18 protein-coding genes and 1 pseudogene are annotated in these 23,805 nt (G+C 50.6%); 11 read left to right on the top strand and 8 right to left on the bottom strand.

Annotated elements, in window-relative coordinates; translation table 11 throughout:
* Positions 1–72: 72 nt before the first annotated feature.
* Positions 73–348, top strand: coding sequence for a hypothetical protein (locus AUC31_RS15350; protein WP_058382352.1), 276 nt, complete (start codon positions 73–75; stop codon positions 346–348).
* Between the two features lie 312 nt (positions 349–660).
* Complete coding sequence (gene mqo / locus AUC31_RS15345) at positions 661–2,190, top strand: malate dehydrogenase (quinone) (protein ID WP_058382353.1); 1,530 nt, start codon at positions 661–663, stop codon at positions 2,188–2,190.
* 112 nt (positions 2,191–2,302) lie between these two features.
* On the opposite strand, the gene AUC31_RS15340 is transcribed toward mqo, so the two are convergent.
* The 3 genes from AUC31_RS15340 to AUC31_RS15330 form a co-directional block, all read right to left on the bottom strand.
* On the bottom strand, positions 2,303–2,839 hold the full coding sequence (locus AUC31_RS15340) for an ECF transporter S component (protein ID WP_058382354.1): 537 nt from the start codon (positions 2,837–2,839) through the stop codon (positions 2,303–2,305).
* Between the two features lie 370 nt (positions 2,840–3,209).
* Positions 3,210–3,968, bottom strand: coding sequence for an SDR family oxidoreductase (locus tag AUC31_RS15335; protein ID WP_058382355.1), 759 nt, complete (start codon positions 3,966–3,968; stop codon positions 3,210–3,212).
* A 26-nt stretch (positions 3,969–3,994) separates the two neighbouring features.
* Positions 3,995–4,444 carry an SRPBCC family protein gene (locus tag AUC31_RS15330; protein WP_058382356.1) on the bottom strand — a complete coding sequence of 150 codons (450 nt, stop codon included), beginning with the start codon at positions 4,442–4,444 and terminating at the stop codon, positions 3,995–3,997.
* 159 nt (positions 4,445–4,603) lie between these two features.
* Between AUC31_RS15330 and AUC31_RS15325 the strand changes: the two genes are divergently transcribed.
* Positions 4,604–7,717, top strand: coding sequence for a DEAD/DEAH box helicase (locus AUC31_RS15325; RefSeq protein ID WP_058382357.1), 3,114 nt, complete (start codon positions 4,604–4,606; stop codon positions 7,715–7,717).
* A gap of 469 nt (positions 7,718–8,186) precedes the next feature.
* On the opposite strand, the gene AUC31_RS15320 is transcribed toward AUC31_RS15325, so the two are convergent.
* Complete coding sequence (locus AUC31_RS15320) at positions 8,187–8,945, bottom strand: purine nucleoside phosphorylase YfiH/LACC1 family protein (protein ID WP_157073513.1); 759 nt, start codon at positions 8,943–8,945, stop codon at positions 8,187–8,189.
* Positions 8,946–9,098: 153 nt separating this feature from the next.
* Between AUC31_RS15320 and AUC31_RS15315 the strand changes: the two genes are divergently transcribed.
* The gene (locus AUC31_RS15315; protein WP_058382359.1) at positions 9,099–9,713 is read left to right on the top strand and encodes an NUDIX hydrolase; all 615 of its coding nucleotides are present in this window, start codon (positions 9,099–9,101) and stop codon (positions 9,711–9,713) included.
* A 115-nt stretch (positions 9,714–9,828) separates the two neighbouring features.
* Positions 9,829–10,902 (top strand): branched-chain amino acid aminotransferase, encoded by a 1,074-nt coding sequence (locus AUC31_RS15310; RefSeq protein WP_058382360.1) that lies wholly within the window; start codon positions 9,829–9,831, stop codon positions 10,900–10,902.
* A 26-nt stretch (positions 10,903–10,928) separates the two neighbouring features.
* Here the strand turns inward: AUC31_RS15310 and AUC31_RS15305 are convergent, their stop codons facing one another.
* Positions 10,929–11,780 (bottom strand): TetR/AcrR family transcriptional regulator, encoded by an 852-nt coding sequence (locus tag AUC31_RS15305; protein ID WP_058382361.1) that lies wholly within the window; start codon positions 11,778–11,780, stop codon positions 10,929–10,931.
* 98 nt (positions 11,781–11,878) lie between these two features.
* Here AUC31_RS15305 and AUC31_RS15300 point away from each other — a divergent pair, with 98 nt between their 5' ends.
* The 6 genes and pseudogenes from AUC31_RS15300 to AUC31_RS15275 all read left to right on the top strand — a co-directional run bounded on the left by AUC31_RS15300 (position 11,879) and on the right by AUC31_RS15275 (position 21,066).
* Positions 11,879–14,974: an efflux RND transporter permease subunit gene (locus tag AUC31_RS15300; protein ID WP_058382362.1), complete on the top strand. Its 3,096-nt coding sequence runs from the start codon at positions 11,879–11,881 to the stop codon at positions 14,972–14,974.
* A gap of 173 nt (positions 14,975–15,147) precedes the next feature.
* Positions 15,148–16,584 carry an alkaline phosphatase gene (locus AUC31_RS15295; RefSeq protein ID WP_058382363.1) on the top strand — a complete coding sequence of 479 codons (1,437 nt, stop codon included), beginning with the start codon at positions 15,148–15,150 and terminating at the stop codon, positions 16,582–16,584.
* 22 nt (positions 16,585–16,606) lie between these two features.
* The gene (locus AUC31_RS15290; protein WP_058382364.1) at positions 16,607–17,242 is read left to right on the top strand and encodes a DUF4352 domain-containing protein; all 636 of its coding nucleotides are present in this window, start codon (positions 16,607–16,609) and stop codon (positions 17,240–17,242) included.
* A gap of 184 nt (positions 17,243–17,426) precedes the next feature.
* The gene (locus AUC31_RS15285; RefSeq protein WP_058382365.1) at positions 17,427–18,464 is read left to right on the top strand and encodes a DUF1700 domain-containing protein; all 1,038 of its coding nucleotides are present in this window, start codon (positions 17,427–17,429) and stop codon (positions 18,462–18,464) included.
* 524 nt (positions 18,465–18,988) lie between these two features.
* Positions 18,989–19,753, top strand: a pseudogene (gene proB, locus AUC31_RS15280) (glutamate 5-kinase); the annotation flags it as partial.
* Positions 19,754–19,788: 35 nt separating this feature from the next.
* Positions 19,789–21,066 (top strand): glutamate-5-semialdehyde dehydrogenase, encoded by a 1,278-nt coding sequence (locus AUC31_RS15275; protein WP_058382367.1) that lies wholly within the window; start codon positions 19,789–19,791, stop codon positions 21,064–21,066.
* A 49-nt stretch (positions 21,067–21,115) separates the two neighbouring features.
* Here the strand turns inward: AUC31_RS15275 and AUC31_RS15270 are convergent, their stop codons facing one another.
* The 3 genes from AUC31_RS15270 to AUC31_RS15260 form a co-directional block, all read right to left on the bottom strand.
* A complete protein-coding gene (locus AUC31_RS15270; protein WP_058382368.1) occupies positions 21,116–21,529 on the bottom strand; it encodes a DUF4395 domain-containing protein in 414 nt (137 codons plus the stop codon).
* A gap of 142 nt (positions 21,530–21,671) precedes the next feature.
* A complete protein-coding gene (gene mgtE / locus AUC31_RS15265) occupies positions 21,672–23,018 on the bottom strand; it encodes a magnesium transporter (protein ID WP_058382369.1) in 1,347 nt (448 codons plus the stop codon).
* A 104-nt stretch (positions 23,019–23,122) separates the two neighbouring features.
* Complete coding sequence (locus AUC31_RS15260) at positions 23,123–23,659, bottom strand: dihydrofolate reductase family protein (RefSeq protein WP_058382370.1); 537 nt, start codon at positions 23,657–23,659, stop codon at positions 23,123–23,125.
* Between the last annotated feature and the right edge of the window lie 146 nt (positions 23,660–23,805).

Here is a 23,805-nt window from a genome sequence, read left to right as displayed (position 1 = left end):
TGGGAACAGTTGGAATTCTATATAGGCGCACTTCTATTTTTATGCTAAAATATGGAAAAAGGGGTGAGCGGGATGAAGCTGATATGCCAGGCGGCAGCCGGGGCCATAATGGTCCATCTTTTGTATTGGGTTATTACATTTACGGTCGGATATGCGAAAACGATGCTGTACCAGCCGAATATCGAAGCGTTATGGGCGAATGAGCATGTGCTGCAGTCGGAAGTATCATTCGGTTATGCCGTTTCCCCGTCCCCGATCGAGTACCTGGCCAGTTTTCTCGCCACAGCCCTGCTGTTCTGGTGTCTGCTTGCCCTTTACAAGAAATTCGCTTCCAAGCCAAGCTGGTGAAACTCAATGGCAATGAAGACTCTGGAGAGACCGTCGAAATGACGGTCTCTTTTTGCATGGATACAGATTAGGGAATAAACCAAGCTGCTCGTTCGAAGGGGGATTGCGCGCCTTCAGTGCAGGAATCTGCTTTTTCATCTTATGGCTTTGCACAAAAGGCTTATTTTCTTTAATCCTTACGCAAAATGGTTTATAATTGTCCGTTAGTAGTAGAAATTTTGTGTCACACAGGCATACAATAGATGATGGATTTAACACGGAAGCGGTGGACTCGAAAAGCCGCTAATACTTGCGTAGAAAAGGAAGGTATACATGAGCAATAGAGAAACTGATACAGATGTAATCTTAATCGGTGCTGGTATTATGAGTGCGACGCTGGGGATTCTCTTAAAAGAATTATCTCCAGACATGAAAATCAATGTGTTCGAGAAATTGTCGAGCCCAGGCGAAGAAAGTTCAAACGAATGGAACAACGCCGGTACTGGCCACGCAGCCCTTTGTGAATTGAACTATACGAAAGAAAAACCGGACGGCACGATGGATATCAGCAAAGCCATTGACGTCAACGAACAATTCCAGGTGTCAGCCCAGTTCTGGTCCCATCTCGTGAAAACCGGATTGTTGAAAAACCCTGAGGACTTCATTCGCCCGCTTCCGCACATCAGCATGGTGCAAGGCGAAGACAATATCCGTTTCCTGAAAAAACGTTTTGACGCAATGATTGAAAATCCGCTCTTTACGGGTATGGAATTTTCCGACGACCCGGAAGTACTGAAAGAATGGATGCCGTTGATCATGGCGAACCGCCAAGACAACGAGCCGATCGCGGCGACGAAAATCGATACGGGCACGGACGTCAACTTCGGCGCTTTGACGCGCATGCTGTTTGACCGTCTCGTAAAAGAAGACGTTAACGTCCACTACCGCCATGCGGTGCAGGATTTGAAACAAATGAAAGATGGCCGTTGGTTGCTGAAAGTTAAAAACTTGGAGACCGGCAAACTCGACGTACACACAGCGAAGTTCGTCTTTATTGGCGGCGGTGGGGCGAGCATCCACTTGCTCCAAAAATCAGGCATTCCGGAATCGAAGCATATCGGTGGATTCCCGGTCAGCGGCCTATTTATGGTCTGCAAAAACCCGGAAGTTATCGAACAGCATCACGCGAAAGTTTACGGAAAAGCGAAAGTCGGCGCACCGCCGATGTCCGTGCCTCACTTGGATACCCGCTTTATCGACGACAAGAAATCCTTGTTGTTCGGGCCATTCGCAGGCTTTACGCCGAAGTTCCTGAAAACCGGTTCTTATATGGACTTGGTAGCATCCGTCAAGCCGAATAATGTATTGACGATGCTGTCAGGCGGAGCGAAAAACTTGTCCTTGACGCAATACTTGATTCAGCAAGTCATCCAGTCGAAAGAACAGCGCATGGAAGAATTGCGCGAATTCGTCCCGAATGCGAAAAGTGATGACTGGGAACTCGTCGTCGCAGGACAACGCGTTCAGGTCATTAAAGATACCGATGCAGGCGGGAAAGGTACACTGCAATTCGGTACCGAACTCGTCACATCAGCGGACGGCACGATTTCCGCGCTGCTTGGCGCATCGCCAGGAGCATCCACTGCGGTACATGTCATGCTGAAGCTGCTTGCCAACTGCTTCCCTCAGGAACAGGAAAAATGGGAGCCGCAAATCAAGGAAATGATTCCGTCTTATGGAAAATCCTTGATGGACAATGAGGAACTATTAAAACATGTTCATAAATATACAGCCGAAACGCTGGACTTGAATGAAGTGAAACCGGCCGATCACGCGCCGGAAGATTTGACACCGCAAATTTAATCGTTTAAAAAACCGCTGAGTTTCTCAGCGGTTTTTTGTATTAATTGGGTGGCCAGTTCCAAAAGAGACCAAAGAACCCCCCCTGCCGATTTTTCGGAGGGGGAGTAGGTGCTTAATTTCTGAAGTAAGGCGTTTTCTTCAACGCCGCTACGACAGGGATGGCGAGTGCCAAGCCAACTGCATTTTGTACGAGGTTTCCTGGAATAGAGGCTGCCGGAATGATCCAGCTGCTGAAAATGATCGCTTCACCGATATAGTAGATGGCGACCATGACCGGAATGGACAGCGCTGCAGCCAGGATGTTGAAGCCGAGGCTTTCGCCGCCGCGTCCGCCCGACCAAGCGATTTTACCGACCAAATAGCCTTGCAAGCCGCGTGCGATGATGGTGATCGGCGCCCACAGTGTCCAGCCTGATACTAAATCGAAGAGCCCCATTCCGACAGCACCGGCGATGGCGCCTTTTTTCGGGCCGAATAATAGCGCTGCCGTGAACAGCATCGTCGTGCCGAGGTGGACCAGCCCGCCATTTGCCGCGATCGGCAGGCGGATATTGAGCAGCATCGTCGCCACAAAAACAAGTGCGATGAGCATCGAAGTGATGATCAAATCATAGGTTTTGGAACTGGAATAAGTCGTAGTTTTTTGCATGAAACGATTCCTTCTTTCTTGGACATCCGCCAGGCGCAAGGCCCTCCAGCTATGCCATGTAGTTTTGAACTACTGTAGCAAGTAATTGACCTAGTTAAAAGTATCAATTCTGAATAATTTTTAGGGGTCAGTTTTAATAGGGAAGGTAGAGGCTTCGGATTTTTGGAGTTGACAGTGCGCGGCACATAGGCTATTGTTAACTACGCGATGAGCTAAGCTGCATAAGACGGACAGGCATTCCTTTATGGAACACGTTGTGGAGCGTGGCCTGATACGCCGCAGCTATCGATACATCCCGCATTTATGCGGGGTGTTTTTTAATGTCCAAAAACCCGTATGCCGGAATTCGGCATACGGGTTTTCCATTAGTTCAATAAGCGAGCCAGCCGGAATCCGCGGTGATGACGGTGCCGTTGACGAAGCTTGATTCATCGGAAGCAAGGAACAAGGCGACATAGGCAATTTCATCTGGTTTGCCGATGCGCGGGTTGACCGCCATACCGGGTTGCGTGCGGCCCATGCCGAATTCGCTGATATGGGTCATGGTAGAGCCGATGTTGGTCTCGACGCCACCGGGTGCGATCGCGTTGCAGCGGATACCGTTATTGGCATACATAAAACCGGTATTTTTCGTGAAGCCGACGACAGCATGTTTCGATGCGGTATAGGTGGCCCCGGCACGCGCTCCCTGCAAGCCGCCGGCAGATGCAATATTGATGATATTGCCAGAGCCTTTTTCAAGGAATACTTTCAGCGCTTTTCGGGTGGCGCGCATGACGCCGGTCGTATTGATTGCGAAAATGCGCTCCCAGCTGTCGTCGTCGATGTCTGCGGCAGCTTCGAAATTGTCCATGATGCCGGCGTTATTGACCAGGACATCAAGCGTGCCGTATTCAGCGACGGCGCTGTCGACCAAGGTTTGGATATCTGCTTCTTTGGCGACATTGCAGGCGACGGCGATCGCTTCACCGCCGCTGGATTTGATTTCTTCAACGACAGCATCGGCCCCGTGCTGGTTAATATCGGAGACGACGACTTTCGCGCCTTCTTTCGCATACAGGGCGGCGATGGATTTTCCCATGCCCGAAGCGGCCCCGGTGACGATCGCTACTTTACCTTCCAACCTCATGTGATTCATCCTTTCGGCAAATAGATTTAACGTTCCAATTCACAGGCCGCCTTGAGATTTTCAAGCGTGTGGCGAAGGGTGTTGCGCTCCAGCCGGTCATAGACGAGCCGCTCAGTGAAACGGTCAAATGCACTGTGGGGCAGATCAATTTCCAGTTCGAAGACCGCTTCCGTTCCGCCGTCCATCGAGCGGTAATGGCTCTTTTGGTGGGCGATAAAGCTGCCGGTGATGATGCCTTCCCAAAATCCTTCCTCGCCGCTGCGTTCACAGCGCACCACATTGATTGTCACCGGGAAGCGCAAGCCGACAATGGAAAATACCGTCTCGACTTCAGTGCCTGCTTCGCCGGTGCCTTCGATTTTTTCCGGTTTGGATAAATGATTGTAGAAACTCGTCCAGTTTCCGGGCTTCTTGGCGAACTGGAACACTTCGTCGATCGGCGCTTGAATGAATATGCTTTGATGGGCACGGGCCATTGCGATCTCCCCCTTGAAATCAAGCTATCAATTAATATCTGAAAATTAAGTCTATTATAAGTCGAAAGCACTGCTGTGTAAAGCGCCTCCGCTTGAAGACAAACGCGGCATGCCGGATAATGAGAGCATGACAATATCACGCAGAAGAAAGGGGCCGCTATGGAATTTTGGATCAGCGATAAACACATCCGCAAATTATGCGGCCAGGCTGCCTACAAAAAAGGCCGAGCGTTTCAAATGGCCGGAAAAGTCAACATCACAGAAGCCAATGACCAGTCCATAACAGCTACCGTTGAAGGGCGCAGCTCATTCCACGTCAAGCTGGCCCGTTCACAAGCCGGTACCATCCAGGCGGAATGCAGCTGCCCACCCGTTGGATTCATCCATACATATTGCCATCACATTGCAGCGGTTATGATTGCAGCAGAAGAACTTGGCCAGCGGGAGCGCCCGCTCGCTGAGCAGATGTTCGGCTTGTTTGAAGATGACGATAAGCCTTCAGCACGGCTTCATCGCTTCGACCGGCGCGTGCCGTATCACGTCGAAGCAACCATCCGCAGCGGAGGCAAAGAGCAATTGGCGCTGACGTTCAGAAGCGGCACGGCCATCTTGAAAAATGTCCGGGATCCCCTGCGTTTCGTCTCGGCCCTGTCGAATGGCCAATACGAGGAGACCGCAGCGATTCCGTACGACCCAAGTCGCCATGCACTTGAACAACCGGTCCTGGAGCTGCTTCAAGTGCTCGATAAAACCAATCCCCAGGCGTATGAAAACGGGAAATTGCTCGTTTCCGCAAGTGATTGGGAGCGCCTATTGCCATTATTGCGCAAAGTAACGCATGCCAAATTCGAGAATCCGCTCGGAGAAGTGCTGCCGTTTCACGTAACGGATACACTGCCGGTGTCATTTCGACTGGACCACGGCGATAGCGGATACCGCTTGATCGTCCGGGGGTTGGAGCGTCTTCAAATCTTTCCGAAATACGGCATCGCCTTGACGGAAGATGCGATTGTCCAGCCGGCCGCAGCCGATATGAAGCGCCTGTCAGGCTTGCAGGAATTGATGCAAGGGGCAGGCGAGGAGCTGCCGGTCGACGAAAGCCAAGTCGCCCATATGATGAAATCCGTCTTGCCGGGGCTGGAAAAGCTCGGGCCGGTCATCGTGACTGAAAACGCGATTGAGAAAATCGGGGAAACGCCGCTGCGCGCGAAGCTCTATCTCGACCGTGTACGCAGCCGACTGCTTGCGGGCCTTGAATTTCATTATGGCCAGCTCATCATCAATCCGTGCGAAGAGCCCGACGGAACTTATCGTCAGTATCCAGGTGTGTTCCGCCAGCTCGAAAAAGAACGGGCCATCATGGACTTGATGGAGTCGGGGCGGCTGACGAAAACGGACGGCGGTTTCTATCTGCAGGACGAAGAAGCGGAATACGATTTCCTTTACGATACGGTGCCGATGCTGGAACAATGGCTTGAGGTCTATGCGACGACTTCGGTGAAAATGCGCATCCAAAAAACCTTGCCGGGGCCGAAAATCCGTGTCAATCTGCCGAAAGACCGGACCGATTGGCTGGAGTTCCGCTTTGATCTCGGGGGCATACCGGAAGAAGAATTGCGGGGGATTATTCGCGCCATTCGTGAGAAAAAGCGCTATTTCCGAATCCCTAACGGTACGTTAATGTCGCTTGAAACTCCGGGTATGGCGGCGTTTGAGGAATATCTGGCTGTCATGAACATCGATGAAGAGAATTTTGAACGCGTCCAGCGCGTGCCGCTGCTAGAAGGCATGCGGCTTGCCGGGAGCCTCGAGCAGCATGAATTATCGGAGACCGGGACGGAATTTGCGCGCTTGTTAAAAGAGCTGCACCATCCGTGGACGCAGGCACAACAATTGCCGGATCATTTTGAAGGCATTTTAAGGGATTACCAAAAGCGCGGATTCAGCTGGTTCCGCCTGCTCGCGAAATATGGGTTCGGCGGCATATTGGCAGATGAGATGGGACTCGGAAAAACTGTCCAAAGCATCGCTTTCGTGCAATCGGTGCTGGAAGACATTCGCAAGAGCGACGAACCGGCGCTGATCGTTGCGCCTTCTTCGCTCATGTACAATTGGCAAGCCGAATTCGAGCGCTTTGCACCGGAGATCCGGACAGTCATCGTCGACGGCCCGAAAGCACAGCGGACCAAAGCCTTGAACAAGATCGGTGATGTTTATATCACTTCCTATCCGGCGCTGCGGATGGATAGGGGAGCGTATAAGGATTGGGCCTTCCATACGATTTTCTTCGATGAAGCACAAGCCTTTAAAAATCCGGCGACCCAAACCGCCAAAGCCGTGAAAGAGCTGAACGCACGGCATCGTTTCGCGCTTACCGGGACACCAATCGAAAACTCGCTCGATGAGTTGTGGTCGATTTTCCACGTCGTCTTTCCGGCGCTGCTTCCGGACCGCAGCCAGTTTGCGGAACTGCGCAACGCCGATATCGCCAAGCGCGTGCGGCCGTTCCTGCTGCGCCGGACAAAAGCGGAAGTGCTCGGGGAAGTGCCGCAAAAAATCGAGCGCATCGAACATTCCGAGCTCCGCGAAGAACAGAAGAAACTGTACACGGCGTATCTTGCGGAATTGCGTCACGAAGCCTTAAAGCATCTGCGCGACAATAGCATGCGCAAAAACCGCATCCGCATCCTTGCGGGACTCACGCGCCTGCGGCAATTGTGCTGCCACCCGTCGTTGTTTGTAGAAGATTATAAAGGCGGCTCGGCGAAATTCGAACAATTGCTGGAGATTTTGGAAGAGGCTCGCCTCACCGGCCGCCGCGTGCTGGTGTTTTCTCAGTTCACGGGCATGCTCAATATCATCGGCCAGTCGCTGTTGCGCTCAGGAAGGTCGTATTTCTATTTGGATGGTTCGACGCCGCCGAAAGAGCGTGTAGAATTATGCGACCGCTTTAACGAAGGCGAAGAGAACCTGTTTTTGATTTCCTTGAAAGCGGGGGGCACCGGACTCAATTTGACGGGGGCCGATACGGTCATCTTGTATGATCTATGGTGGAACCCGGCCGTCGAACAGCAGGCAGCGGACCGTGCGCACCGGATGGGGCAGAAGCGGGAAGTGCAAGTGCTGCGTTTAGTGGCGAAGGGAACGATTGAAGAGAAGATGTACGACCTGCAGCTGCGCAAGCAGGATTTGGTGGATGAGATGATCCAATCCGGTTCAGAAGCCGTGCAGTTGATGAGCGAAGAAGACATTCGGGAGATTTTGATGATTTAAATGAACTGTAAATCTTCATATAGGGGTGGGATTGAGCTTCGGGCGGAAATCGAACTTCCTTGTTGCCTAAATGCCGTTTTCTCAATCCTTTGTTTTATAGTTAGTGAAAAAGTGTCTAGCCTTCAGGAATTTTATAGAAGATCCAACAACTGTTATTACAGTAGTAAAGAGATAACTACCTCTTACTTTTTCTACTAAGCTTAGTTCCAGCATGTGAACAGTAAAGCAAAGGCTACTCTTGCGCATATTTAAATCAATGAAATCAAAAAGCAGCCTCGCGCATACGGGTGAAGCGAAGTAATGAGACAGTGGGTTTCTGGCTCATTACGAAAGCTCAACCCCAAGCGAGACTGCGATTATTTATGTGATAAAGGAAAAGTGATTGCTCATGAAATCAAAAAAAGTCTAGCTATCAACAGCTCTTACTCTCAAAACACTAAAAGCTCTCCCTATGCGGAAGAGCTTTTTGCTATTTCTTGACGATATAAGCCATATGGCGGCCGCATTGTCTGTCTTCGCGGTAGGAGAAGCCATCTAGGCTCTTAAAGGTGCAGCTGCGGTCGATGTCGATGTGCTCTGCGGGAATGCCTGCGCGTTCCAGCTGGGTTTTGACCGTGAGTTGATTGTCGATATGGTATTTCCCGGTTTTTTCGTTAAAGTCGATGAACGGGTCGGCATAGCCGAGTGCTTTGAATTTCACGTAGACGTCTTCATCCACTTCAAATTTCTCCTGGCTGAGCGCCATGCCGATCTGGACATGGAATCCTTCCGGCGCGCAATTTTCATTAGCGATCAAATGGGCAAACAAGTGCGGCACGAGTTCTTTGACGGTGCCTTGCCAGCCGGAATGTACGGCACCGACCAACTCTTCCGTTACGTGATAGAAAGTTACGGGTACACAATCAGCGGCAAAACTTGAGAGAACAAGGCCTGTGTCGCGCGTATAAAGCGCATCAGTATCCGCAATCGCATCGTCTAGAATGCGGGCGCCTTTGCCTGCATCTGCACGGGTTACTTTTCGGAAATGGTTGCTGTGGGTTTGATTGGCGCAGACGAGTTCATCGATGCTGTAGCCAAGTGAAGCAAGCAAGGCTTCCCGGTTTTCGAGTGAATGCTCGCGATGGGTTCCGGCGTGCAGCGCCAAATTATTGCCGCCCTTTGCCTGCGGGTCTTTTACGGTCATGCCCGCGATATAGGAATCGTTGTCGATATATATTTTTCGGTTCACGTCTATCCCCTCCGCTCCCATTGTAGCGAAGGCGCAGTGCGTTCGCCAATAGATGGCAAGGGAATTCGGATTTTTCATCTTTCCGGAGCGATTGAAAGGCCGGGCCCATCGATTATTTGGTAAGATAGGAAAAAAGAAAGTCGAGGTGATGGCATGGAACCGGAAAAGATTTTGGGAAAAGTCAAAGGGCGGGTGCCTGAAGTACTCGGCAACCGGGATTTCTCGAAATATGCGATTCTTCTCCCATTGATTGAAAAAGAAGACGGCGTCCATATCCTATTTGAAGTGCGTTCGTTTGAAATGAGACGTCAGCCGGGGGAAATATGCTTCCCAGGCGGCCGCATCGACCGCGGAGATGAAGACGAGGAAGAGACAGCTTTGCGTGAGACGATGGAAGAGCTCGGCATCCAAAAAGAGGCGATCAGCAATGTGTTTCCGCTCGATTACATCGTCTCGCCGTTTGGCATGATCGTCTATTCATTTGCGGGCTTTATCGATCCTGACACGGATTTTAAGCCGAACCCGCCAGAAGTCGATAGCGTCTTCACGGTGCCGCTGAAGTTTTTCCTTGAAAACGAGCCGCGCGTGTACCGCATCGATTTCGATATTCAGCCGGAGGAAAGTTTTCCATATGACTTGATTGCCGGAGGCGAAAACTACAGCTGGCGTGCACGGCAAGTGGATGAATTTTTCTATTTATACGAAGACCGCGTCATTTGGGGATTAACGGCAAAAATTCTCATGCATTTCATGGAATTGATCCGCTGAGCCGATTGTCCGATATTTGGCGAATTTGGCCAACAGCCTTTTCAGCACTTGGAAATGTGTGTATAATTATTCGAAATCATGAAAATAAAAACATACTGCAAAAGGGGATATGACCATGACGACTTATCAATTGGAAGTAATCGAGAATACTGCGAAGAAAGACAAGCCGGCACAAGACCAGATTCCATTCGGCCAAACTTTCACTGATCATATGTACATCATGGAATACCAAACGGATAAAGGCTGGCATGAACCGAAGATCGTGCCATATGGTCCGATTTCCTTGGATCCGGCAGCTATGATTTTCCATTACGGACAGACGGTTTTTGAAGGAATGAAAGCCTACCATACAGAAGACGGGCGCGTATTGCTGTTCCGTCCGGAGAAGAACTTTGAGCGCCTCAACCTATCGAGCGAGCGTCTCAGCATTCCCCCGATCGACGAGGATTTGGCGCTTGAGCACTTGAAGCAATTGATCAAGCTCGAAAAAGACTGGGTGCCGAAAACACCGGGCACATCACTTTATATCCGCCCGTACATTATCTCGACGGATGCCAATTTGGCAGTAGGGCCATCATCTACATATAAGTATATGGTCATCCTGTCGCCTGTAGGCTCTTATTTCCCAGGCGGCCTGCAGCCGGTTGTCATCCATGTCGAAGACAAGTTTACGCGCGCAGTCAAAGGCGGCACGGGAATGGCGAAAACAGCGGGGAACTATTCTTCAGGCTATCAGGCGCAAGCGAATGCCAAGAAAGAAGGCAACGCGGACGTGCTGTGGCTTGATGGTGTCGAGAAGCGCTATATCGAAGAAGTCGGCAGCATGAACATCTTCTTTAAAATCGATGGGGAAGTGTTTACCCCTGAGCTTAATGGCAGCATCCTGAAAGGCATCACGCGCATGTCGATCATCGAATTATTGAATTCATGGGGCATTCCGGTGACGGAAAAACGCATGGCCATCGATGAACTTTACGAAGCGTACCAAGCCGGAAAAGTCGAGGAAGTCTTCGGGACGGGAACGGCCGCAGTCATTTCCCCGGTCGGCGAACTCAACTGGCAAGGGCAGAAAATGATCATCAACAATCACGAAATCGGTGAGTTGTCGCAAAAGCTGTACGACACGATCACTGGTATCCAGACGGGCAAAGTCGAAGACACCCTCGACTGGACCGTGGAAATCAACTAAATCAGCGCATGAAAAAAGCCCGGACATTAATTGTCTGGGCTTTTTTTCTGTTCGTATTTTTTCAATAGGTACGACAGCCATTTGGCAGGGGCGTAGTCGTAGATATTGGCCTGCAAGCCGTGGAGGATGGCGCGTCTTGGCATTTCCGACTGGAGCTCTTCGGCAAGCAGCGAGAACGACTCGGCCATGAGCGGCGGGTGCTGTCCGTCTTCCAGTAACTCGGCGATCACCGACAGCAATTTTTCTTCGGTCGTCACTTCTTCGGGGCCGGGCATCGGCAATTCGACCATTTCTTCTGTCAGGTAAGCCGTATGGGAGTAAGCAGCCAGCACGTTGGTCTTTTCCACGAGAAGCTCTGCAATTTTTTCGATATCGTGAGGATATGGATGGAACAACACCAGCTGCGAATAAATGCGCACGAAGCCTTTGATGGAAATGAGCAAGTCATAGCGGCGGCCTTGAAGCTGCTCTCCATATAACTCGTCCAGTAACGACAGCAGCGAACGGTCGATCCACGTATCGTAATGGATAAGTTTCTCCAAAATTTCCTCGTTCAGGGCATGCATCGGCTCCTGTGCGTAGATCTTGGCGAAATCTGCATGCTTTTCGAGCAATGCCAGATGGGCAAGAAAATAGAGGCGCAGTTTTTCGTCAGGTTTTTTCGAGCTATTGACTACTCGGTCAATATCGGCGACAAAGCCTTTCATGAATGAATCGATGATTTCTTTGATCAATGACTCCTTTGAAGGGAAAGACAAGTAGAACGCGCCTTTTGATATGCCTGCTTCTTGGGTGATGTGCTGGACAGATGTAGCTTCAATGCCGTTTTCAGCAAAGAGTTGAAGCGCTGATTCCAGGATCTGTTGCTTTTTTGACATATTTGATTCCTCTTTTCCCCTTACTTGTTTGACGCTTGACCAATCGGTCATTACTATAGAGTAGTAAATGGATTTCGTCAAAGAAAGGAAGAATTTGTGTGCAAGGATTCGTGCGTTTTGTGCTGAAAAACAAATTTGCCGTGTGGCTGTTGACTTTAATTGTAACCTTTGCCGGCATTTATTCAACAACCCAAATGAAGATGGAGTCGATCCCTGATATTTCGATTCCCTACTTAATCGTCTCGGGGGTCTACCCGGGGGCTGCACCTGAACAGGTGATGGAAGAAGTATCGATACCTGTGGAACAGGCAGTCGAAAGCCTGGAGGATGTCAAAGCAGTTTATTCAAATTCCTCTTCGAATGTCTCCCAAATCCAGATCGAATACGATTACGGAGTCGATATGGATGAGAAAAAGCGGGAACTTGAATCCGCAGTCGATGGCGTAAACTTGCCTGAGGAAGTGGAGACTCCGTCGATCATGTCAATCGGCCTCAATATGTTCCCGGTGGTTGCACTGTCTGTCAGCAGTGAGACGGAATCGATTGTCGAATTGACGGACCGTGTCCAGACAGCCATTTTGCCTGAAATCGAGAAAATTGATGGCGTCGCCTCTGCGACTGTCACTGGACAGCATGTCGAAGAAGTTCATCTGACATACGATGAAGAAGCGATGGCTGCCCGTGAAGTGACGGAAGAAGACATCCAGCAGATGATCGAAGCGAGCAATATTGCCTTGTCGCTCGGCCTTCGTGAATTTGAAGAAGGCGAAGAAGCGGTCTATATCGACGGTTCGGTTGCTTCTATTGAAGAGTTCGGTGACTTATTGATTCCGGTGACGCCTTCAGAAGACAATCCGGAACCATTTGTTGCCTTGTCTGAACTGGCCAATGTGGAACTGGTCGGGAAAGTGCAGTCGATTTCCCGGACCAATGGCGAAGATGCGATAGCGATTCAAATCGTCAAAGGCCAGGAAGCCAATACGGTCACTGTGGTCAATGAAGTAAAAGACTTGATGGCGGATTTGGAAAGCGAAGTGGACGGCTTGATCGTCGACATTACGCTTGATCAAGGCGAGCCGATCGAGGAATCGGTCTTTGCAATGGTGGAAAAAGCCTTGTTTGGCGGCTTGATCGCCGTGCTGATCATTTTGGTATTCTTGCGTGATTTCCGTTCGACGCTCATTGCAATCGTCTCGATCCCAGTATCTATTTTCGTGGCATTGCTCCTGTTGAACTGGCTCGATATCACCTTGAACATCATGACGCTCGGTGCCATTACCGTGTCGATCGGCCGGGTCATCGATGACTCGATTGTCGTCGTCGAGAATATTTACCGGCGCATGCATTTGAAAGAAGAGAAATTATCCGGCCGCAAATTGATCCAATCGGCGACGATCGAAATGTTCAAGCCGATCTTGTCGTCGACGCTTGTAACGATCGCAGTCTTTGCGCCACTGGTCTTTGTCGGTGGAATGGTCGGCGAATTGTTCTTGCCGTTCGCACTGACAATGTCGTTTGCTTTGCTTGCGTCGCTTGCAGTGGCGGTCAGCATCGTGCCGGCGATGTCGCATAGTTTCTTCAAGAAGAAATTATATGGCAAGAAAACAGCATCGAAGCATCAAGAAGTCGGAAAGCTGGCGCTTTGGTTCCGTTCATTCCTTGAGAAGGCCTTGAACCATAAGTGGATCACATCGATCATTGCAGTCGTGTTGCTCGCGGGGTCTTTGGCGCTGACACCGTTGATCGGCTTCTCGTTCCTCGGCTCGCAAACCGAGAAAATGATGTATATCACGTATTCTCCTTCCGCAGGGGAGTTGCAGGAAGAGACGGTCGAGAACATCGAAGCGGTTGAGCAGGACTTGCTTGAACGCGAAGACATCGACGTTCTTCAATTATCGATCAACGATTCAGCCAATGCCGATATGTCCCAGATGATGATGGGCGGCGGAGACGGTGCATTATTGTATTTGATCTTTGATGATTCGATTTCTGTCGATGAATTCGAAGAAGCCCGCACTGAAGTCGCGGACTATCTTGCAGGACTCGGCCAATCAGGCGAGTGGGGCGAACAGGATATGATGGGCGGCGGCATGGCGGCATCGAGTGAAGTCGCCTACACATTGTACAGCGAAGACCTCGATGATTTGATGGATACCGTTGCACAAGTCGAAGGCGCGATGAGCGAAGTCGACGGCTTGGAAGAAGTGACCTCCGATGCGGAAGATCCTTATGTCGAACATACTTTACGCATCGAACAGCAGGAAATTCTCCAATATGGCCTGACGGCGGGACAAGTCGCGATGGCTTTGTCCGGCGGGGGCCAAAATGAAGTGCTGACGACCGTCAATACAGACGGCGGCGAACTTGAAGTCATTGTCCAGCGTGATGCCCAGCAAGACGCAGCGACTTTTGAAGAGCTTCTGGAGACGCCTGTGCCAACAGCTGCAGGTACCATGATGACTGTCGGCGAATTGGTCGAAGTCGAAGAAGGCACCACCTTGAATACCTTGAGCCGTTCGGAAGGCGCTTATTATGCGACTGTTTCCGGCACGGTGACGGGCAATGACGTGTCTGCGCCAAGTGCGGCCGTCCAGGAAAATGTGGATCAACTGGATCTTCCGACAGGCGTGACGGTAGAAACCGGCGGCGTGACGGCGGATATCAATGAAACCTTCACACAGCTTGGCCTGGCGATGGCAGCGGCAATCGCGATCGTTTACTTTATCCTGGTCGTGACGTTCGGCGGCGGGCTTGCGCCATTCGCCATCCTATTCTCGCTGCCGTTTGCGGTCATCGGTGCATTTGTCGGCCTATATGTCACAGGCCAGACAATTTCCGTATCGGTCATGATGGGGCTGCTCATGCTCATCGGGATTGTCGTAACGAACGCCATCGTCCTTGTCGACCGGGTCATCCATATGGAACGCGAAGGCATGACGGTGCGCAACGCCTTGCTTGAAGCAGGAACGACGCGTCTGCGGCCGATCCTGATGACAGCCATCGCTACGATTGGGGCCATGATTCCAATGGCACTCTCAAGCGGTGGCGGTGGCCTCGTCTCCCAAGACTTGGCGATCACCGTCATCGGCGGCTTATTGTCCTCGACCTTGCTGACACTCGTGGTCGTGCCGGTCGTCTATGAAATACTCCGTAAATTCCAGAAAAACAAATCACTCGTCGATCGCGAAGATTGATCGGCCAAAAACCGGCTTCCTTAATGGAGGCCGGTTTTTAATTTGGAAATCCCCCCAAAATTATTTCCCGGGAAATAGAATTTCTTTAACAAATTCCATACACGCCCTCAACAATTCCTTAATATTCCTTCGATACACTGGCGATGGTCAACAAACACGAGGAGGAATGCCAGATGATCCGAAAATCAATGAAAAAAATTGTTCCAGCCGCCGTGGTGGCAGCGGTTGCCGTGACGAGCTTTACCCCGTCCGCGCCAGCTGAAGCGCACGGGAATGGCAAAGCCGAAGTACATAAAGAACACAAAAACCCTGGCAAAGGGAAAGGGAAAGAGAAAGGCAAAGACAAAGATGCACCGAAAAACGTCATCTTCCTGATCGGCGACGGCGTTGGCACATCCTATACATCCGCATATCGTTATTTGCAGGATGATCCTTCTGCGCGTTTCGCGGATGAAATGTCTTTCGATTCTTATTTGGTCGGGCAGCAAATGACCTATCCGGAAGATGCGCAACAAAATGTCACCGATTCAGCGTCGGCCGCCACTGCCATGGCAGCAGGCATCAAAACCTATAACAACGCCATCGCGGTCGACAACGATGAATCGGAAGTGAAAACCGTCTTGGAAGCGGCGAAAGAACAAGGCAAAGCGACCGGACTTGTAGCAAGTTCTGAAATCACCCACGCGACGCCGGCATCATTCGGCGCGCACGATATCAGCCGCCGCAACATGAACGCCATCGCTGATGATTATTTCGACGAGCGCATCGACGGCGAACATAAAATCGACGTCTTGCTCGGCGGGGGCACGAAGCTATTCGACCGCACGGACCGCGATTTGACGGAGGAATTCCAGGAATCCGGCTATGGTTATGTGACATCGAAAGAAGAGCTGCTCGCCAATGACGACGGGCAAGTGCTCGGGCTGTTCGCAGAAGGCGGCTTGCCGAAGATGATCGACCGCGAAGACAGTGTGCCGTCTCTTGAAGACATGACGCGTTCTGCGATCGACCGCTTGGAACAGGACGAGGACGGCTTCTTCCTGATGATCGAAGGCAGCCAAGTCGACTGGGCAGGCCATGACAACGATATCGTCGCGGCGATGAGCGAGATGGAGGATTACGACCGAGCATTCCAGGCAGCGATCGAATTCGCCAAGCAAGATGAAAATACATTGGTTGTGGCGACAGCTGACCACTCGACAGGCGGTTTCTCGATCGGCGCAGACGGCGTCTATAATTGGTTCGCGGAGCCAATTCTCGCTGCACAGCGCACACCGGATTTCATGGCTTCTGAGATTACGGAAGGTGCCGGCGTAGAGGAAACCTTGGAACGCTATATCGACTTGGACTTGACTGAAGAAGAAATCGCTTCTGTCAAAAAAGCAGCCGACGAAGGTGAATATTTGGACATCGATAACGCCATCGAGCGCATTTTCGATAAACGTTCGCACACAGGCTGGACAACTGGCGGCCATACCGGAGAAGACGTGCCGGTTTATGCTTACGGGCCAGCGAGCCAGAAATTTGCAGGGCAACTGGACAATACGGATCATGCCGGCATCATCTTCGACTTGATGGGCGCGGACGTAACGATCGACGACAAACAATAAACGATAGCAGGGAGCGGATTGGATGAAAGCGAGATTAGCATGGCTGATCGTCCCATTGGCAATGTTATGGGGCTGCCAGAATGAGACAGCACAGGGGACGGCGACTGCGGCGTCTTTAGCGGAAGCACCCGCGTACACGGAACACTATGTCCTTAGCCCACAAGTGAGCGACGACCGGCGCTTGCAGGAACCTGGCCAGAAAGCGCGTGATGCAAAAGGCGGCTTGGAGCTATTGGCAGCCAATATGGAGCCTCAGAAGGTGCAGATCGGCGATATCGAGCTGACCATCCATGAAACGAAGCTGCTGCAATACACGCCGGATTATAGCTTGATCGATTTTTACCATTCCTACACGCATGACCAGGAATTCGAGCTGGCAAAGTTCTTTGTTGAAATCAACAATGCTGCGAGCGAAGAAGTGAATTTTGCGCCAGTCGCATTGATCGAGACAGAAAGCGGCGAAGTGAAGACTTGGGAAGATGACGTGTATTTGGAATCGTTGAATGAAGGGCTGAAACCCGGAGAAGTAAAATCAGGAAATGTTGGCTTCATCGTGGAAGATGGGGCACAAGAAATTAAGTTGACCACCAGCAAGCTATTCGCTGCGGATGGAGAGCTGCTCGCACCCGCACAAACCATCACGATCAAGCTCGATTGATGAAGCATCTTTTTCAATAGAAGAAACAAAACCCGGCTGTTGACCAGACAGCCGGGTTTTGTCGTAGAAAGAGGGAACCTAAGTGGATTTTAATATTAGAATAATCCGATTATTATATTGAATTTTCCAGAAAAATCCTTCATGATAGAGCTAATAATAGGCCGCCTCAAAAGGAGATGGGGTTATGAAGCTAAGTGAACGGTATATTCGGGCAGTGCTGGAACGGCTGCCGCAAGAAAAACGCCAGGACGCGGAAAAAGACCTGAGAAGCAAACTTTCGGAACGGCTCACGGCAGACAGTAGCGAAAGCGAAGAGCGGGCTGTCCTCCAGGAATTCGGCCATCCAGCACTCATGGCGGAGCATTACGGAAAAGTGAGGCGTTACTTGATCGGCCCGCGCTATTTCGATTTATATGTCCGCTTGCTAAGGCTGGTCATTCCGTTGGCAGTTCTCATCACGCTCATTGTCGTGACCATCGTCGGCATCGTTTCAGGGATCGGCCAGGACGAGACGCTAATCACGGTGCTCGGCTCGTTGATCGGCAACATCATCAGCGCGATCTTCAATACCATCATGCAGACTTTGTTCTGGATCACACTCGTCGTTGCCGTGATGGACTGGGCGGATAAATCGGGCGTGGAGACGCCGCTCGGGCTGACGATGGGCGAGTGGACGCCGGATGACTTGAAAGAGTGGGGAGGGCAGGAGGCGCTGCTCGAGCCGGTGGAAGCGAAAGTGGCAAAAAGTCAGATCTTCGGCAGTTTAATTTGGATGGTCATCTGGACGACGGTCTATTTCAATGCCGATAAAGTACTCGGCATTTACACTGACGATGGGGAAGGCTTGCGCTTTCAAATGGCAGTATTCAACCAGGACGTGCTGTTGTCGTATTGGCCATTCATTGCACTCGTCATCGTCCTGGAGTTGTCGCTTGGCATTTGGCAATGGCGCGCCGGCTATTGGAATTACCGGCTGGCTACATTCAATGCCGCGGTCCAAACGGTTTCAGTGCTCGTGTTTATCTTGATCTTCATCAATTCTGAATTGCTCAATCCCGAATTCCGCCAGTTCCTCACCGCTACATTCGGCGGAACCAATGCGCTGACGTGGATTTTTGGCGGCATCCTAATCATTATGATTGTGGGTGCGTTGAGCGATATCATCCAAGGCTATCGGCGAGCGGCCAAACGCCGTGAGCTGTCGAAAACAGCGCTTCATTGAATGTGGTACTTTAGAATGAAATAGCAACACTTGTACGCATTTTGCCTGCATCCCTTACGGTGTGGGCTTTTGTTGATCTTTAAATATGTCTTTTTACCTACTTTATATCCATAATGAAAGCCCTTTCATAAGGCGAAATCCCCTCCCTGAACTTGAAGTACCCTCTGGTTATGTTACACTTGCTACTTATGATTGGTGTGCTGCCCGCGATCAGCTGCCGCTGGAAATTAACGGCCGGCGAAGAATGCGCAGCCGCCATCTCCGGAACTGGAAATGGTTTATAATGAAACGGGCTTTTTGAATAAATATTCATAAATATGCAGGTTTTATTATTTAGATAACCGTTTTATAAGTATTTTTGAAATTAATAGTTGACTTAAAATGCATTTAATTGCATAATAATTCTTATTATCAGACAACGCAAGTCAGCCATTGTAAAGCGTTTTACGGAGACCGGGTTCTTCCGCTTTTGATCGTAATGGGAGAGCTCATTAAATAATCAAAATCGGGTGGTGACTGTAACAATGGAAAAGAAAAGAATAGTAGTGAAAATAGGAAGCAGCTCATTGACGGACAGCCACGGTAAATTGTCCATCACGAAGTTGCGCGAACACGTCGGGGCGTTGGCCCGCTTGAAAGAAGAAGGGCATGACGTCATCTTGATCTCATCTGGCGCAGTTGCAGCCGGATGCACGAGCATGGGTTATTTATCCCGCCCGGATACAATTGTCGACAAGCAATCGGCAGCAGCCGTCGGGCAAAGCCTGCTTGCGCAGGCGTATGCGACGGAATTCAAGAATTTCGATATCGTCTCTGCGCAATTATTATTGACGAAGGACTTGTACCAAAAAGCGGACGATACCATTTCGAAATTGTTGGAGCGCGGCATGATGCCGGTCATCAACGAAAACGATTCGGTAGCGGTCGAGGAATTGACCTTCGGCGATAACGATATGCTGTCGGCTCTTGTCAGTGGGCTTGTGCGTGCTGATCAATTGATCATTTTGACCGACATCAACGGCATTTACGCCGATAATCCGAAGACCAACCCATCTGCTGAGAGATATACCCATTTGAAGGATATTCCAGATGAATTGATGGAAGCCGCATCCGGTGCTGGATCGGATGTCGGGACAGGCGGCATGAAGACAAAAGTGGAAGCCGCAAAAACAGCCCATAACTTCGGCGTCGATGTGTTCATCGGCACAGGAGAAGGCAGTGAAAAATTGGTTGAGATCATGGATGGAAACGGCGACGGGACGTATATCGCAAAACCCGTTAAAGAATTAGCGTAAGGTACGGAAATTCGAAAGGAGAAGATTGGATGACAGAAGTTCTTCAAAAGGAAGCAGCTTTGGAGACAGAACTGGTACAAAAAGCGAAAAAAGCGAAAGCGGCAGCGGGGGAACTCGCGAAAGCCGACACCACCCTGAAAAATAAAGCATTAGAACTCATCTCTCAGCAGCTAATGGCTGAAAAAGCTTTCATTTTAAAAGAAAACTTGAAAGACATTGAAGCGGGGCGCGCAAACGGCATGAGTGAATCGCTCGTCGACCGCCTTAAACTCGATGAAGAGCGTCTGGCGGATATGGCGGATGCGCTGATCCAATTGACCAAACTCACCGATCCAGTCGGTGAAGTGCTCGAACATTGGCAGCAGCCGAATGGCCTCGATATGACGAAAGTACGCGTACCGCTTGGCGTGGTGGGCATGATTTACGAAGCCCGCCCGAACGTCACGGTGGATGCGTCAAGTCTTTGCCTGAAAACCGGCAATGCCGTCGTCCTGCGCGGCAGTTCGACTGCAATCCACTCGAACACCGCCATCGTCGCCGTTATTCACCGTGCGCTTGAACAAAGCGAATTGCCGGTGGATTCTGTGCAATTGCTGGAAGACACGAGCCGAGAAGCGGCATCTGCCATGTTCAAGTTAAACGACTATTTGGATGTGTTGATTCCACGTGGCGGCGCCAATTTGATCAAGACGGTCGTCGCAAACTCAACTGTACCGGTACTTGAGACAGGCGCAGGCAATTGCCACGTCTATATCGACGAGACGGCGGACAAGGACATGGCAATCGAAATCGCATTGAACGCGAAAACCCAGCGTCCATCGGTCTGCAATTCTTGCGAAACCATCCTCGTCCACGAGAAATGGGCTGAGCAGCATCTTCCGGAACTGATTGAAGCCTTGCAGGCAAAAGACGTCAAGATCCACGGCGATGAAAAGGCGCAGCAATCAGGCAGCGGCATCATCCCGGCGGAAGAAGCCGATTGGGGAACGGAATACTTGGCTTACGAACTCGCGCTGAAAACGGTAGGAAGCGTGGATGAAGTGGTCAAGCATATCAACCAGTACGGCACGAAGCATTCCGAGGCAATCATTTCGGAACAGGCGGAAAGCGTCCAGCAATTCTTCACGGAAGTGGATGCAGCAGCGGTCTACCATAACGCGTCAACGCGCTTTACGGATGGCTTTGAATTCGGCTTTGGCGCCGAAATCGGCATCAGTACGCAAAAGCTCCACGCACGCGGGCCGATGGGATTGCCGGCACTGACATCTACGAAATACCTCATTAAAGGCAACGGCCAAACAAAATAAAAAAAGCGGAGACTGCGGTCTCCGCTTTTTTTGTTCATTTATAAATACCTTAATAATACGTTTTTGCGCGGCGGTGTTTCCACATCATCAACTGATAGCGCACGGTGCAGCCGATGCAATAGCCCATGAGCGCGACACCAGCAGCGACAATGACCATAGCGCCGAAAACGGTGGCAATAATCGGCAAGCCCGCTGCGAAAAACAACAGGGCGAGCCCGAGGCAGACAGTGGCGATCCATTGGTTGAACAATTGCTGATCGCGGTCTTCTTGCAAGTAACTATTAGGAGGATTCGGCAAAAAGCGGCGGCCGAATGCAATCAGTGGGTTTTTCTTGGTGATCAGAGTGACGACTCCGATGGCAAAAGGGACGAGCAGGATTAACGGATGAACGATGAGCCCGGCTAATGCCGTGGCGACAAGAAAGGCTTGATTGAGCTGGACGAGCGGTTTTGGAATGGTCATAGTGAATCCCTCCGAGTTTTTTTATGGCCGATCGGCTCTGAAACAAGCCGTCATAAGCAGGAGAATGTTGTTGCATAAAGTTTCCCCTTATTATACATAGTTGATTACTCGGAATAAAGAAAACAGCTCAAAAAAACGCTGTTCACATCAAACGAGAGATGAACAGCGAAGCAAGCCCGAAATAAATAAGCAATGAGAGAATATCGTTAATGGTCGTAATCAGAGGCCCCGATGCGACAGCCGGATCTATTTTCAACCGATACAGGACGAGCGGGATGATCGTGCCGGCGAGCGTTCCGATGATCAAGGTCAACAGCAATGAACTCCCGACAACGAGCCCGAGCACCAGGCTGCCCTGCCAGATATAGGCGATGAGCAAAATTAGCACGGCGCAGGTGACGCCGATGATGATGCCGACCCATAACTCGCGCAGGATGAGCTTAAACGTGCCTTTCTTATCAAGTTGTTGGCCGACCAGGCCGCGTACGACAACCGCGAGCGATTGTGTGCCAGTATTGCCGGTCATGCCAGCAATCATCGGCATGAAGAACGTCAAAGCGACAACTGTCTGCAAGGTATCTTCAAAGCGGCTGATGATGCCGCCGGAGATCAACCCGATAAACAACAGCAAAATCAGCCAAGGCAACCGGCGGTAAGCCGCGACAAAAGGCGGGGTCTGGAAATCGATCGATTTACCGGATGCGGAAAGCTTTTCAATGTCTTCGTTTGCTTCTTGCAACACGACATCGATGACATCATCGACCGTGATGATGCCGAGCAGCCGGTTTTCCGTATCGACGACGGGCAAGGTGATAAAGTCGTAGCGGCTAATGATGTCCGCTGCCTCTTCCTGGTCGGTCAAGGCATCGACTTTGACGACGCGCGTATACATGACATCATCAATTTGTTCATCGAGCTCGCCGAGGATCAAATCTTTATAGGAAACGACCCCAAGCAGTTTCTTGTCTTCATCGACGACATATAAATAGTTCAAGTACTCGGCAATTTCCGCAAAATCTCGGATTTTATCGATGGCTTCACGGATGCTGTAATGGCGCGGAATCCAGACGTAGCGGTTGTTCATGATGCGGCCCGCTGTTTCCGGCGGATAATTCATGGTCTTCTGGATATAGGAAGATTCCTCGCGGTTCATGCGCGACAGCAGTTCTTCGATCATTGCCGGTTCTAAATCGGACAAGAGGGAAACGAGATCGTCATTGTCCATCAAGTCGAGCACTTTGGTCGACTGGTCGACCGACATCCGCTCAAGCAAACGCACCTGATCATTCCGGTGAAGCTCTTGCATGAGCTCGGTCAATTGGCGGACCGTCAGATGAAGCAGGAAGCGTTCTCGGTGCTTTTCTGGCAAATGGCGGTATTGGACGGCGATGTCATAAGGCTGCAGCTCATCGAGTATGTGCTGGAAGTCTTGCGTCCGACCGTCTTTCAATGATTGGATCAACGCTAAAGTGATTTCATTTTCTGTCATCGCAAGACGGCAGCTCCTTCCGGGATGGCCTTGAGTAAGAGGCGGCCTGATTTCTTTTTTCCCCAAAAGGGAGAGGGTCATGCTTATTTATTTTAACTATCTTATTACCGTTCGGGTGCATAATTGGCGATCAAGACGCCCTGGTCGGTCGAAAAGCTTGTCAGCAATTTGAATGCTTTGGGCGATGTGCCGTCGCGAAACAGTTTTTTTCCTTCACCCAACAGCAGCGGAAAGGTCATCAAATGCAATTCGTCGACCAAATCATGTTCGATCAAAGTATCGATGAGCTCCGCGCTGCCGTAGACGAGCAAGCGCTGTCCGGTTTTCTTCAGCCTTTTGATCTCTTCTACGAAATCGTGGTTGATCAGGCGCGCATTCCACTCGGTCCGCTTCAGCGTGTGCGACACGACGTATTTGGGGATTTCGTTCATCCGGTCCGCAAAGCCATGTTCATCTTCAGCAGTCGGCCAAGTAGCAGCGAATCCCTCATACGTGACGCGCCCGAGCAGCAAAGCATCATTATTGTAAAGCTGGCCCAGTTGAAATTGGGCGAGTTCATCATCCCAATAGGCTGCCGTCCATGATGGCTCTTCCATGACGCCATCGAGTGTGATATACATCGAAACAGTCAGTTTCCCCACGGTCATCTTCCCCTTTCCATAACAGGATGCCGGAAGCTTAGGCAATACGATTACAATTCGGGAAAAGCAAGTGAGAATCCTGCTTTGAACTATTACGAATTCCGAAAAATCGATGTAATCTGAAAATTTCTGTGGCAATGAAATCA

The sequence above is a fragment of the Planococcus rifietoensis genome (genome assembly GCF_001465795.2).
Lineage (GTDB): Bacteria > Bacillota > Bacilli > Bacillales_A > Planococcaceae > Planococcus > Planococcus rifietoensis.
This window is presented reverse-complemented; position numbering and strand designations above follow the sequence as displayed.

Excerpts from the sequence above, each read along its gene's own strand:
- AUC31_RS15310 (WP_058382360.1), top strand. The coding sequence starts at position 9,829 with ATGACGACTTATCAATTGGAAGTAATCGAGAATACTGCGAAGAAAGAC.
- AUC31_RS15305 (WP_058382361.1), bottom strand. The coding sequence starts at position 11,780 with ATGTCAAAAAAGCAACAGATCCTGGAATCAGCGCTTCAACTCTTTGCT.
- AUC31_RS15330 (WP_058382356.1), bottom strand. The coding sequence starts at position 4,444 with ATGGCCCGTGCCCATCAAAGCATATTCATTCAAGCGCCGATCGACGAA.
- AUC31_RS15350 (WP_058382352.1), top strand. The coding sequence starts at position 73 with ATGAAGCTGATATGCCAGGCGGCAGCCGGGGCCATAATGGTCCATCTT.
- mqo (WP_058382353.1), top strand. The coding sequence starts at position 661 with ATGAGCAATAGAGAAACTGATACAGATGTAATCTTAATCGGTGCTGGT.
- AUC31_RS15315 (WP_058382359.1), top strand. The coding sequence starts at position 9,099 with ATGGAACCGGAAAAGATTTTGGGAAAAGTCAAAGGGCGGGTGCCTGAA.
- AUC31_RS15270 (WP_058382368.1), bottom strand. The coding sequence starts at position 21,529 with ATGACCATTCCAAAACCGCTCGTCCAGCTCAATCAAGCCTTTCTTGTC.
- AUC31_RS15285 (WP_058382365.1), top strand. The coding sequence starts at position 17,427 with ATGAAGCTAAGTGAACGGTATATTCGGGCAGTGCTGGAACGGCTGCCG.
- AUC31_RS15335 (WP_058382355.1), bottom strand. The coding sequence starts at position 3,968 with ATGAGGTTGGAAGGTAAAGTAGCGATCGTCACCGGGGCCGCTTCGGGC.
- AUC31_RS15325 (WP_058382357.1), top strand. The coding sequence starts at position 4,604 with ATGGAATTTTGGATCAGCGATAAACACATCCGCAAATTATGCGGCCAG.
- AUC31_RS15295 (WP_058382363.1), top strand. The coding sequence starts at position 15,148 with ATGATCCGAAAATCAATGAAAAAAATTGTTCCAGCCGCCGTGGTGGCA.
- AUC31_RS15275 (WP_058382367.1), top strand. The coding sequence starts at position 19,789 with ATGACAGAAGTTCTTCAAAAGGAAGCAGCTTTGGAGACAGAACTGGTA.
- AUC31_RS15340 (WP_058382354.1), bottom strand. The coding sequence starts at position 2,839 with ATGCAAAAAACTACGACTTATTCCAGTTCCAAAACCTATGATTTGATC.
- mgtE (WP_058382369.1), bottom strand. The coding sequence starts at position 23,018 with ATGACAGAAAATGAAATCACTTTAGCGTTGATCCAATCATTGAAAGAC.
- AUC31_RS15290 (WP_058382364.1), top strand. The coding sequence starts at position 16,607 with ATGAAAGCGAGATTAGCATGGCTGATCGTCCCATTGGCAATGTTATGG.